Annotated in this window: 9 protein-coding genes (1 of these 9 only partly in view); 7 read left to right on the plus strand and 2 right to left on the minus strand. The window is 35.5% G+C overall.

What is annotated here, in order from left to right:
- Positions 1–14: 14 nt before the first annotated feature.
- Positions 15–731, minus strand: a complete 717-nt coding sequence (locus FORMB_RS02070; protein WP_069675879.1) for a DUF547 domain-containing protein — start codon at positions 729–731, stop codon at positions 15–17.
- A gap of 382 nt (positions 732–1113) precedes the next feature.
- On the opposite strand from FORMB_RS02070, the gene FORMB_RS02075 reads away from it, so the two are divergent.
- The 7 genes from FORMB_RS02075 to pbpC all read left to right on the plus strand — a co-directional run bounded on the left by FORMB_RS02075 (position 1114) and on the right by pbpC (position 12920).
- Positions 1114–1545, plus strand: a complete 432-nt coding sequence (locus tag FORMB_RS02075) for an Imm41 family immunity protein (RefSeq protein ID WP_069675880.1) — start codon at positions 1114–1116, stop codon at positions 1543–1545.
- Positions 1546–1635: 90 nt separating this feature from the next.
- Positions 1636–2004, plus strand: a complete 369-nt coding sequence (locus tag FORMB_RS02080) for a diacylglycerol kinase family protein (protein ID WP_083243890.1) — start codon at positions 1636–1638, stop codon at positions 2002–2004.
- 3 nt (positions 2005–2007) lie between these two features.
- On the plus strand, positions 2008–3957 hold the full coding sequence (locus tag FORMB_RS02085; RefSeq protein WP_069675881.1) for an LTA synthase family protein: 1950 nt from the start codon (positions 2008–2010) through the stop codon (positions 3955–3957).
- Positions 3958–3990: 33 nt separating this feature from the next.
- Complete coding sequence (locus FORMB_RS02090; RefSeq protein ID WP_069675882.1) at positions 3991–4620, plus strand: GNAT family N-acetyltransferase; 630 nt, start codon at positions 3991–3993, stop codon at positions 4618–4620.
- Between the two features lie 11 nt (positions 4621–4631).
- Positions 4632–4808, plus strand: a complete 177-nt coding sequence (locus FORMB_RS13095) for a hypothetical protein (RefSeq protein ID WP_197493486.1) — start codon at positions 4632–4634, stop codon at positions 4806–4808.
- 80 nt (positions 4809–4888) lie between these two features.
- Complete coding sequence (locus FORMB_RS02095; protein ID WP_069675883.1) at positions 4889–10522, plus strand: alpha-2-macroglobulin family protein; 5634 nt, start codon at positions 4889–4891, stop codon at positions 10520–10522.
- Between the two features lie 7 nt (positions 10523–10529).
- A complete protein-coding gene (gene pbpC / locus FORMB_RS02100; protein WP_069675884.1) occupies positions 10530–12920 on the plus strand; it encodes a penicillin-binding protein 1C in 2391 nt (796 codons plus the stop codon).
- A gap of 3 nt (positions 12921–12923) precedes the next feature.
- Here the strand turns inward: pbpC and FORMB_RS02105 are convergent, their stop codons facing one another.
- On the minus strand, positions 12924–13369 hold the 3' portion of the coding sequence (locus tag FORMB_RS02105; RefSeq protein ID WP_069675885.1) for a DUF3667 domain-containing protein. It continues 445 nt past the right edge of the window; only the last 446 of its 891 coding nucleotides appear in the window; its start codon lies beyond the right edge, outside the window; the stop codon is at positions 12924–12926.

A 13369-nucleotide genomic window follows, 5' to 3' on the forward strand; every position in this document is an offset into this window, starting at 1 on the left:
GCGTGTGTTTAATGTTAGGGTTGACTGTTTAAAGTCCAGTTGTACGTGAAGTACCGTAATTTAAAATTTGGGGGTATTTTCTCTTTTCTGTAGAGGTTTAAAAAATCAATTTCAGATTGACCTTTTATTACAAAATCTTCTTTATACCATTTTAGGATCTCGGAGGCTTCGACACGCTTTTTTTTGATATTGACTTTTATAAATGAATCGCCATTAATGGCCAATTCGGTTTGTTCTTTTAACTGTTTGTCTAAGGTTTCTGGGAAATACGCTTTAGGGATTAAAGGCGGACATCCTATGGCACCACAAACCAATACAAAGTGCAAGCGCGGATCCTTAAATTGAGCTCTTAACAGGGTGTTTTCAATGGAGTTTAACGTGACTTTTTGACCTGCAATCTCATAGGTAATTTTATCAAAAAAACCACCTTTATCTAAAGGAGAATTCATAGGGTAATTGGTTATGATTCCTTTGATAACCGCTAAATTATAGGCATTAATCCAAAATGCTTTATAGTGATCCTCTTCTTTAGAAATAGAAAGCGTTGCTGCTATATTGAAGAGTTCATCTAACGCGGATGGGTTGGAATGGATTTTTTCATACGCTACTGTTCCGTTCTGAACGTAGGTTTTTAAAAACTGATCGGTTTTTGTGAAAAATGAAGAGACATCTTGTGCATATAAAGAATAGGCTAAGAGTGTCAGTAGAAAAATAAGGGGATATTTTTTCATGATTTTATTGAGATTGGAGGATTATATAATATCAAAATTTTCAGTTAAAGTATAAAATTAATTCGAGAAATCAAACGATATTCATAACATTCAGTCTGGTACTCGTTTGGGAGTCCCCTATAAATTAGTATCAAATAGGGTGCCATATTGACTCAACCTAAGCTTAATATAATTTTAATTTTTTGGTCGTATTCATTTTTTGACTACTTTTATGGCGGAATAAGACCTCAAATCTGATTCTTCAATAACCTATATAAACTAGTAAGTGTTTTATTAGATTGTTCGCGCCTAAGAGGCCTGTAAATAGAGAGGGGCTTTAATAGATTTTGTTTGAAGCAATTGAAACAGGTTTAAACAAATAAACGATGGACAATGTTAAACAATGAATAAAAAAGAAGCTTTAAAGATTTTAAACGATAATGCTGCTACAGAAAATGACAGCTATCTTTACTTTATACATGAAGAAGGATGCTTTGACGAATTTTCTTTTTGGGAATTTTACAATGCTATAAAAGTATTAGGACATGAATTTAAAGATGAAAAAAAACTGTCAAGAGAATTAATGAAAAAAATAATTAAGAGCTATGAATGGTATTTAATTTTAATTGGATTTCATTTTGACCCAAATGACAAAAGTAGAATCGATCATTTACCAGAAAATTATTCTCAATACAGTTTGAGGTTGAGAAATGCAATAACTAGTTTTATAGATGGAAACCCTATCACGAACGAATTAGAGGAAGTTCTTAATAATGATTTAAAAAATAAAACGAAAGTTTTTAAAAAAGTTGATTATAATAAATCAAATATGTAAATTTATAAAAATGTGAATTTCAGTACATACGAAATCACTAATTTTGCAAACAAGTACCCAATACTAATATTACAAAAAATAAAGAATAGAATGATATTATTTATAAAAGGAAGGCTTCAAAGTTTTAAATATGCCTTTAGAGGTTTGTTTTTATTATTAAAAACAGAGCACAGCATCATGGCCCAAACCTTCGTTTTTTCGTTAACCATTTTACTGGGTTTTATCGTTGGCATTTCTAAACAAGATTGGATCAATCAAATCATTGCGATGGGATTGGTTATGAGCATAGAAGGCATGAATACGGCCGTTGAAAAATTAGCCGATTTTGTACATAAAGAAAACCACCCTAAAATAGGATTCATAAAAGACATTTCAGCAGGAGCAGTTACTTTTGCTGCACTCACATTCATAGTCATTTTTGCAATAACCTATCTCCCCTATATCATAAATCGAACCTAAAAAATGAAAAAAAACAGCCGCTTATCTACCTACAAAAACTTTATTTTACAATTCATACTCATTTCCTTTAGTGTCCGATGTGTGTTTTATGTTTGGTCCTTCTCAGAAATTGATTTTTCCATACTCAATTTTTTTCGAGTTCTGTTCACTGGATTATTTTTTGACATTGGGGTGATTTCGTTTTTTGTAATCCTATACACTCTTTATTTAATACTGTTTCCCAACAAATGGATTGGCAGTCTTGTGGATAAATCATGTACCTATGTCTTTTATTTTTTAACAACCCTCATACTCACCTTCTCATTTTTTGCAGAACTGACATTTTGGGAAGAATTTCAGAACAGATTTAATTTCATTGCCGTGGATTATTTAATCTACACCTATGAAGTCGTGCAAAACATCAATGAATCCTATCCAATCCCCTTACTGTTATTTGTAGTGTTTGTCTTGGTGTTTTTACAATATTATATTCTAAAAAAACAGAACGTTTTTAAAAATACATTTTCCTCCAAAAGAACTTCAAAAGACCGAATCTTACTAGTTACTGTCTTAATAATTCCTTTTTTGTACGGGGCTTATATAGACAATAATGATGCAGAATGGTCAAAGAATCGCTATGAAAATGAAATCTCAAAAGCTGGCATTTACTCCTTCTTTTCAGCTTTTAAAAACAACGAATTGAATTATACCGACTTCTATAAGACACAGGATTTAGAGCTATCTTTTAGAAAATTAAAAGGAAATTTAAACACCCCAAACGACACCCTTTTTTCTGAAGATAAACACAGCATCTCAAGAACAGTAAAAGCTTACAATCCAGAAACAAAACCCAATGTAATTTTCATCTGTTTAGAAAGTTTTAATGCCGATTTCCTCCACCATTTTGGGAACCAAAAAAGTATAACTCCAAACTTAGATGCGTTACAAAAACAGAGTGTGTATTTCGAAAACATGTATGCGACGGGCACACGCACCGTTCGAGGGATGGAAGCAATTACGCTCTCTGTACCCCCATCGCCAGGGAGAAGCATCGTCAAAAGAAAAAACAATAGAGGTCTGCATAACATCGGAGATGTGTTTAAAGAAAAAGGCTATTCGAGAACATTCTTTTATGGAGGCGATGGCTATTTTGATAATATGAATAACTTCTTTGGATCCAATGGATTTGACATTGTCGATCGCGGTCGTGGGTATCTTTTTGGAGAATCATTCACTGCAAAAAGAACCAACATTAAAGATAAAGATATTCAGTTTGAAAATGCTTGGGGCGTTTGTGATGAAGACATCTATAAACAAGTCATTAAAGAAGCGGACCTAAATTATGCCGCCAACAAACCCTTCTTTAATTTTATCATGACCACCTCAAATCACCGTCCTTATACCTATCCAGAAAACAAAATAGACATTCCTTCTGGGACTGGAAGAGATGGTGCCGTAAAGTACACCGATTATGCTATTGGTAAGTTTCTAAACACCATAAAAGACAAGCCTTGGTTTGACACTACTGTCATTGCTATCATGGCAGACCATTGTGCCAACTCTGCTGGGAAATGGGAATTGAATGTTGGTAAATACCATATTCCTGCACTTATCTACAACCTCCCTAACGCCCCCAAAACGAAGATTGTAAAACAAGCCTCACAAATAGATTTTTTCCCCACATTGTTTGGCTATTTAGGATGGGAATACACCTCCAATTTTTATGGTAAGGATATTAACACAATAGACATTGCTGACCAAAGAGCGTTCATTGGAAATTATAGAAAACTTGGGTTATTAAAGGCTGATAAATTATCTATTTTAGGCGACCAAAATAAATCATACTTCTATAAATACGATCAACAAACAAACAGCTTGGAACCTGAAACTGAAAGCGCAATGGCATTAGAAGAAATCATTTCCTACTATCAAACAAACGATTATCGGTATCAGAATGGACTGATGAAAAAATAGAAAAACTGAAGTAAACACATAAATACCCCGACTATGAAATTCAATTTTAATAACGATTATTATCTAGAAAATGATTTTGTAATTCTAGAACCCTTAAAAGAAAATCATTTTAATGAGTTGCTAAAATTCTCACTCAACGAACCTGAACTATGGACTTACTCTTTAATAAAGGCTGACTCCGAAAAAAATTTAAAAAACTATTTAAAACTCGCTTTAAAAGGGAAAGAAAATCAAAAAGAATATCCGTTTATTGTCTATGACAAAATAAACAAATGCTACGCTGGTAGTACTCGCTTTTATGATATTCAACTTGAAAATTCAAGCTTACAAATTGGATATACTTGGGTTGGAAAACAATTCCAAAGAACCGGACTCAATAGACATTGTAAGTTTCTTTTATTAGAATTTGCATTTAAAATTCTAGAAACAGAAAGGGTTGAGTTTAGAGCGGATAATGAGAATATAAAAAGTATTGATGCTATGAAAAACATAGGCTGCACAACCGAGGGCGTCTTACGAAGCAACTGCCCTAAGACCGATGACACAAGAAGAGACAGCATTGTTTTAAGTATTTTAAAGAACGAATGGAAACGCAAAATTAGGAGTGACCTAAAACAAAAATGTCAGCCATTAGCAGCGTTTATGGAAACAAGCAATTATTAAAACTAAACACAATGACAAATATAAAAGACGACAAGAGTAGTTGGGCGATCGGAGGCGGTCTCATTATTGGGATTGGAGTGGGATTCTTTTTCTTAGATACATCGCCACTCGCCTTTGTTGGATCGATACTAATTGGATTGGGAATTGGACTTTTAATTACATCAATTCTTTCAGTTAGAAAAAAGTAAATAAAATTAATGAAAGTAATATTTGAAAAAATCATACGTTTAGAAGGAAGCTAACTTGTAATATATAATACCTCACACCCATGAAAAAAATAGGAGAATTTTTGAAATCTAAACCTTCAAAAATCACAGGAATTTCAATAGGGATTTTAATACTAATCATTGGTGTGAATTTTATATTAAAATCTTGTGGGTCAAATGAAAAAAAAATAAATTTTACTGTTTCAGTTCCAGCCGCCCCAAACCTTGAAAAACAAGAGAATGTTCCTCCATTATATATAAAATTCAACGGATCGGTATCAAAAATTGAAGATGTTCAAAAAGAGATCGCAACAGGTCTCTTAATTCAACCCAAAATAAAAGGTATTTGGAGCTGGTCTGCTGACAACGAAATCAGCTTTCACCCCGTAGAACAATGGGCTCCGGGTACAGAATATGAGATTGAAATGGATCGGGAATTATTCTCTAAACATATCAAATTAGAAACCTATAATGCAGTGTTTGAAACAAGTCCATTCACTCTTTGGATTGCTTCCAGTCAATTCCATATTGATGTTCTTGACGAAAACATCAAGCAAGTCATTGCAACAGTAAATTTCTCACACCCTATTGATCCGAACGAGTTTGAAAGCCGCGTTTCACTAAAGCCCTATAAACTCGATACCGAAATTCAAACGTTTAAAAACAAAGACTATAAATTCAGTATCACATACGATGATTTTTATAGTACAGCATATGTCTTATCTGAGCCGTTGCCTATTCCTGAAGATGATGTCCAGATGGAACTAACGATCGAAAAAGGGACGAAAAGTTCATGGAAGGGCAATCGTAAATTATCTGAAGTATCCACCAAAGTTATCATTCCAGGGATGCTGAATTTTGTTCGTATTGAATCGATACAACAAACCATTGTAAAAAACAAGGAATATGAGTCTGAACAGTTTTTAGTCATCGACACAAAAGGTAAGATAAGAGCCTCGGATTTACTCAAAAACGCCGAACTCCTTGTGTTACCCATGGACTTGCCTGCTTTGCCTGGACAAGAAAGAATAGAGAATCATCATTGGTATGATGTAAAAAAAATAGGCCCCGAAGTTAGAAAATTAAGTATCTCAGTTCAGCTGACTGCCATGGAATCTGAACACGAATTTGAGAATATTAATAGTTTTAAAATGAATGTCCCGCCATTGCGATACGTCTATTTGAAAATAAAAAAAGGAACTCCTTTTTATGGTAAATATTTTTTATCAAAAGATTATGAGGTCATATTCAGAGTAAGACCTTTCCAAGAAGAACTTGAAATCATGCATGATGGCATCATTCTTTCTTCAACTGGAGAAAAAAAGATTTCGATAATGTCTCAAGGCATAAAACACGTGCGTTTTCAAATAGGGAGAGTCCTTCCAGACCAAATAAATCATCTGATCACACAATCTAACGGAAACCTTACCAATCTCAATTTTAGAAACTGGTTGTTTTCAGAAGATAATATTGTAGAAAATCATATCGAATACAAAAACCTAGAAACACTAGATCCAGGTGAATCCAACTTTTTTTCCTTCGATTTTACAAAATATCTAAAAAAGGGGACTACAGGAAAATCCAGAAATGGGGTATTCTTCTTTAAAGCAATGTCCGAAAAGACCTATACAAATCAAGAAGGAAGTGTAACCGATAAGCGTCTTATTATCGTTAGTGATTTAGGCATTTTAGTCAAAGAGAGTGCCAACCAGCACCGTGATTTGTTTATACAATCTATTAAAACAGGGCTGCCCGTAGCCAATGCAAAAGTGCAAGTTTTGGGTAAAAATGGAATCCCAATCTTGTCATCCTATTCAGATACAAGTGGACATGTGGCTTTTCCTTCTTTGGATAGTTTTAAAGACGAAAAGCAACCCACAGCATTTGTTGTAACCAAAGGTGAGGATTTATCCTTTTTACCTGTAGAAGCCTCTGGGCGCTGGTTAAATTATTCAAAATTTGATATAGGAGGTGTCTATGGATCATCTGACCCCGCTAAATTGAACGCCTATTTATTTTCTGAACGTGGCATCTACCGACCTGGGGATGAATTTAATATTGCTATGATTACTAAATCGGGTGATTGGAGAAGTAACTTGGAGGGTGCACCTGTGGAGGCTAGTATTATTGATCCTAGAGGATTAGAGATTTATAAAAAACGGTTTAAATTAAACAATAGTGGATTTGAAGAAATTAAATACATTACAGAAAACTCATCGCCCACAGGAACCTACCAAATTAATCTTTATACTGTTAAGAATAAGCGGAGGTATCGCAGTATTGGATCTACGACGGTTTCAGTAGAAGAATTCCTTCCAGACCGATTGAGTATTTCGACCGTATTTCCGGGGATTGGTGATAAAGCTTGGGTGTCTCCAGAATGGATCAAAGGTCAAGTAAGCCTTCGGAATCTTTTTGGCTCGCCAGCAAGTGGAAATAAAGTTTCCTCTCGAATCACATTTTCACCGGGCAGAATGCGATTTCCCAAATTTCGAAATTATCGATTTTATGACCCTCTATCATCACGAGTGTCCTATTCTGAAAATCTTCCTGAACAGTTGACCGACGCAGATGGTAAGGCCGTATTTGATTTAAAACTAGACCGATTTGATGCATCAACTTATAATTTAACGTTTATAGCCGATGGCTTTGAGAAAGAAGGTGGTAGAAGTGTCACCTCAGTATCCAATGTTTTAGTCTCACCATTAGAATATTTGATAGGAACTAAAACAAATGGAGACTTGTCTTATATCTATAAAGACTCCGAACGTGCGGTCCAAGTAATTGCTGTTAATTCAAGTTTAAAAAAGACAACCGTATCAGATTTACAGTTTATAGTGAATCGAATCGATCAAATATCCGTACTGACAAAAAAACCGAACGGGATTTACGCTTATAAATCTGTATCTAAAAAAATTCCATTATCCGACGTTCAAAAAAACCTTCCTACCTCCGGACTCAATTTTAACCTCCCAACGAGCGAGCCAGGAAAATATGAACTCATAATTAAAAATAAAGAAGGGGTTCAATTTTCACATCTTAATTTTTCTGTAGTAGGCATGGGGAATCTTTCACGTTCCTTGGATAAAACTGCCGAGTTGGAAATCAAACTAAACAAAACAGATTTCGATTCCGGAGAAGAAATTGAAATCTATGTAAAAGCGCCTTATAAAGGTGCTGGAATTATTACGATTGAAAAAGATAAAGTCTATGCATCGAAATGGTTTGTGAGTGAAACAAACTCATTTCTTACAAAAATCAAAATTCCTAAAGAACTAGAAGGTAATGGCTATATAAACGTTTCATTTGTTCGGGCAGCCGATTCAAAGAATATTTATATCACGCCCCTAAGTTATGGTATTGCACCCTTTGAGATTAGCAAGAAAAAACGAATAAATCCCATTACTTTAGACATTCCTTCAAAGGCAAAATCTGGAGAGGTGTTTCGTATTAAATATAAAACTGAAAAGCCTACTAAAATTGTTGTTTTTGCGGTGGATGAAGGAATTTTACAAGTGGCTAAATATAAAACTCCCGATCCCTTAGCGCATTTCTTTAAAAAGAATGCATTGGAAGTAAAAACATCTCAATTACTCGATTTGATACTTCCTGAGTATTCCCTCTCGCAACGGGTGTCCGCTATGGGAGGAGGTTCTGGTTTTGACGATATTGGAAAAAACTTGAACCCTTTCAAAAGAAAACAACACAAACCCGTAGTCTATTGGTCTGGCATTGTGTCTTCCGATCAAAATGAACGCAGCTTAGAATACACCGTCCCTGATTATTTTAATGGCACCTTACGTGTAATGGCCGTTGCCGTTTCTGCCAATGCAATTGGAACAGCAGAAGAAAAAGCAATTGTTAAAAACCCATTTGTAATCAGTCCAAATGTTCCTGTATTTGCAACCCCAGGAGATGCGTTTCAGGTCACGGTGACGGTCACCAATACTGTGTCAGAATCGGGAGAAAATTTACCTATAAATTTAGCGGTTTTAGCCTCTCCACATCTTAAGGTTGAACCTGCCAATATGAATCTTAAAATAAGTCAAAATCAAGACACTACTGTAACCTTTAAGGTTCATGTAAACAAACTGCTTGGCGCAGCCTCTTTAACATTCAAAGCCACATCAAAAAAATCAGAAACAAAACTTGCGTCCTATTTAAGTGTGAGGCCTGCGATTTCGTACCAAACAACCGTAAAAACGGGAACGGTTCGCAATGAGAAAATCGAAGTTGAGACTCCAAGGAAAATGTATGAAGATTACCGAATTTTAAATACCTCGGTTTCGTTCTTACCACAAGGACTTTCAAAAGGCTTGATCCAATACCTTGATAAATTCCCTTACGGGTGTACTGAGCAAATAGTGAGTCAAGGGTTCCCCTATTTATTACTAAAAGATGCTACAGGATTTGAGATTGACGAAGATGAACTCCTCAATAAAATAAGCTATACCCTAAAGATTTTACAAGCACGACAAAATGGAGAAGGTAAATTTGGAATATGGGCGGCAAATTCTCATACTTCTGATTTTATAACCGTCTATGCAGCACACTTTATTACGCAATGTAAACAGTCGGGATATAATGTGTCTGATAATTTATACAATAGAACACTAGAGGCCTTAAGAAGGATCGCAAAACGAAGTGATTTATCCAGTGCACATGAGTTCCGTGTTCAAGCCTATGCGATCTATATACTAACTTTAAACGAGATTATTACCACCAATTATATTACATCACTTAGAAACAAGCTTGAGGTTAAATTTGAAGATTGGAAACAGGATTTGACCGCAGGATATATCGCTGGTGCCTATTTTTTAATGCAACAGGAAAAACAAGGAAAACGTTTGTTAAATAAGGTTGTAAAAGCAAACTTCAAAAAACAAAACCATTCTTGGAATTTCTATGATAACTTGATGCATAATGCTCAATTATTGTATCTATTAGCTTCGCACCAAACCGATGCATTGGAAAATGTTTCAGAAAGTATCATTCAAGAAATGGTGAAAGATCTCGAAAGTGGCAACTATAATACACTAAATTCATCCTATAGTATTATGGCACTTAATGCCTTTTCAAAAGCAACGAAAGAACCCGCTGTTGGCAACATCAGCATCTATGAAATTTCTGGTAATGAACAAGAAAAAGTACTCCTTCTTCCTACGGGAAAATTCCCTGTGAACAAATTTTCGGATAAAACCGAGAAATTAGTATTTGATGTAGAGGAAGATCGAACCGCCTATTATCAGGTCATTCAAGCGGGCTATGAATTAGAAGCACCTAAAACGAGTGCCAGCAATTCTATTGAAGTGTCCCGTACATTTACAGATTTAAAAGGAAATATCATCCAAAAAGCAGCACTGGGAGAAGAAATTGAAGTACATCTAAAATTTAGAAGTTTGAACGACAAAAGGTTGTCTGACATTGCTTTTGTTGATTTATTACCCGCAGGATTAGAAGTAAGCAGCACTTTAGTTCGGAATAACAACAGTGGTACGTGGACTCCAGACTATGTAGATGTAAGAGAGGATAGAGTTATATTCTATGGTAACGTAAACCCAAATATTCAAGAGTTTGTTTATAAAGTTAGAGCCATCAACAAAGGAACTTTTATCACGCCCCCATTTTATGGAGAATCTATGTATGACCTCTCCATTTTCGGATATGCACCAAATGAAAATTTTGTAGTTGAATAATTTTCTGATGCATCTCAAAAAAAAGCTATACCAGTTGTTAGTACTACTTCTGGTATTGCTTATCCCCTACTTTATATTTAAACCTTCTGGGGGAATTCTAGCGGATAAGGATTTTTCACAGGTTGTTTATACCCGTGACAAAGATGTACTACGAATTACCTTATCCGATGATGACAAATACCGAATGTTTTCTCATATCAACGCTTCGAGCCCTTTAATTAAAAAAGCTCTGTTACTAAAAGAAGACCGCTATTTCTATTACCATCCAGGAGTAAACCCTATTGCAATCCTCAGAGCCATTACAGAAACTTACATCCTTGGTAATGTGAGAATTGGCGGATCCACCATTACCATGCAAGTCGTTCGCTTGTATTATGGAATGAAAACAAGAACAATACTAGGGAAGCTCAAACAAATGGCCTATGCAATGTATTTGGAGTTGTATTACTCAAAAGATGACATCCTTGAAGCTTATATAAATTTAGCACCTTGTGGCGGAAATATCGAAGGCTTTGCTGCAGCCTCTTTAATTTATTTTGAAAAAGACCTTTCAGAAATCAATTTACAAGAAGCCTTGTTTCTAAGTATTTTACCACAGAACCCATCAAAATACAACCCTCGAAAACGTGAAATTCCAGCAGAGCTAACCAACGCCCGAATGCGGCTTTTCAAACAATGGCAAGAAGTCAATGAAGAGAAACCAACATCAGATGAAATTACGCATTCAAAAATGGCTTTGAATATGAGTTATTTCACCCCCTACCGAGCGCCACATTTTACAACCTCAATATTAAATACGTTTAAAGATGAGAATCGCATCTATACAACCTTGGATTGGAAACTTCAAAAGTTGATCACTAGATTAACCAAACAATATGTACATCGAAAAAGCCCTCTGGGCGTTAAAAATTCTGCAGTCCTTTTAGTCGATTATGAGAACAATATGGAAGTCGTTGCAAGTCTTGGATCCGTCGATTTTTTTAACCAAAAAATACAAGGTCAAGTCGATGGCACGCGGGCAAGAAGATCACCAGGATCCACACTTAAACCTCTTTTGTATGCGTTGGCGATGGATCAAGGCGTCATCCACCCAATGACCATGTTAAAAGATGCCCCAACAAGTTTTTCTAGCTATGCACCAGATAATTATGAACTGGACTTTAAAGGCCCAGTAAAAGCATGGGAGGCACTCATTAACAGCCGAAATGTGCCAGCAGTAGCGTTGGCTTCGCAAGTCAAAGATCCAAACTTATATGATCTCCTAAAAAGTTTGGACCTCGGAGATTTAAAACATAAAGACCATTATGGATTATCGATTGTATTAGGAAGTGCAGAATTTAGCATGAGAGAACTGGTGTCCTTATATGGTGTGTTGGCGAACAATGGTACCTTCCAAAAAACGAATGAAACCTATCTTTCTGTAAGCCCTGAAAATTTACCTTCAGAAAATCATTATTTGAGTCATGAAGCCTGCTGGCTTACAAAACAAATTCTGATGAAAAACCCCAAACCAAATAGCTATAGCCTCTCTGCCTTTGGGAATAATTATAATTCAGAAACGGGCACACAACCCATAAGTTATAAAACAGGAACTTCGATAGGCTTTAAGGATTGTTGGTCCATTGCGATTTTTGATAGGTATATTTTGGCAGTTTGGTTAGGCAATTTTGATGGGTATGGAAATCCTGTATTTAATGGGCGGCAATTAGCAACCCCATTGCTTTTTGAAATTGCACAGAACGTCATGAATGAGAACAAAAAATCACCGAATTATGAAGCGTTCGAAGATATGGAATCGAGGCCACCAGGGATTCGTGAGGTCGAAGTCTGTGCTGCTTCTGGACAACTGGCACACCCGTTTTGTAGACGAAAGTTATCCACACACTTTATACCAGGAACATCGTCCATAGAAAAGTGTGATATCTGTAGGGAGATTTATGTAAATACTAAAACAGGTTACAGGTCGCACAACGACGGAAAAGACATACAAACTGAAGTATTTGAATTTTGGACAACGGATGTATTGAAAATATTTCGAGCTGCGGGAGTCCCCAGAAAAACACCTCCTATTTTTGACCCTAATCAAAATAAGAAAAACAGCAATCAACTGACTAATACAAATGAGGGGTTTGTGCCAAAAATCGTGTCCCCCATGTCCAATACGGAATATTTAATGTCGCCCGGAGAAACACTGTTTAATAACCTTCCCCTTAAAGCAACGGTAGATGCCGATGTAAATGAAGTCTATTGGTTTGTTGACGAACAATTTATTGGACGCTCAGACCCTCAGGAAACTCAATTTTGGTCCTTACAACCAGGGACGTTTCAAATTGGTGTTATTGACGATAAAGGGAGATCGCGTTCCAAAAGTGTGAAAATTGGTGTCGCAATGAATTAAATATCACAAAAAATTCAAATCAAACCACAATGCAAATAACAAAGTAATAACCAAAATGAATAGCATAAGGTATAAAAAGAAGGCTGCAAACATTCTAAAAAATGTGCCAATCCATCCCTTTTGGTACAACTGTTTTTTGCCTATAAACATATAAATAGGAATCAACAAAAGTGCATAGTTTTCTGGTTGTGAGGATTGATCGGGAAACAAAAGTTTAATTCCAAGAACAAGACCACATAACAAGAACAAAAAAGCGTGCTGATTAATAGCAAAAATAAGATGACAGTAAAAATAAGGTTGACTTTTTCTGAAAAACAACCATAAAATAAAAGCATACAATGGCATCAATAAGAACAACGTCCAAGAAACGAATGTCAAAAAACTATTCATATAACGACTTGGATCGTTTATCACGGTTTTTATGATTTTAAAGAGCTCAGTTCCAGTAA

This window comes from Formosa sp. Hel1_33_131, assembly GCF_001735745.1.
GTDB lineage: Bacteria > Bacteroidota > Bacteroidia > Flavobacteriales > Flavobacteriaceae > Hel1-33-131.

Bases quoted from the DNA above. Each gene is read 5' to 3' on its own strand.
- FORMB_RS02070 (WP_069675879.1), bottom strand. From the start codon at position 731: ATGAAAAAATATCCCCTTATTTTTCTACTGACACTCTTAGCCTATTCT.
- FORMB_RS02075 (WP_069675880.1), top strand. From the start codon at position 1,114: ATGAATAAAAAAGAAGCTTTAAAGATTTTAAACGATAATGCTGCTACA.
- FORMB_RS02080 (WP_083243890.1), top strand. From the start codon at position 1,636: ATGATATTATTTATAAAAGGAAGGCTTCAAAGTTTTAAATATGCCTTT.
- FORMB_RS02085 (WP_069675881.1), top strand. From the start codon at position 2,008: ATGAAAAAAAACAGCCGCTTATCTACCTACAAAAACTTTATTTTACAA.
- FORMB_RS02090 (WP_069675882.1), top strand. From the start codon at position 3,991: ATGAAATTCAATTTTAATAACGATTATTATCTAGAAAATGATTTTGTA.
- FORMB_RS13095 (WP_197493486.1), top strand. From the start codon at position 4,632: ATGACAAATATAAAAGACGACAAGAGTAGTTGGGCGATCGGAGGCGGT.
- FORMB_RS02095 (WP_069675883.1), top strand. From the start codon at position 4,889: ATGAAAAAAATAGGAGAATTTTTGAAATCTAAACCTTCAAAAATCACA.
- pbpC (WP_069675884.1), top strand. From the start codon at position 10,530: ATGCATCTCAAAAAAAAGCTATACCAGTTGTTAGTACTACTTCTGGTA.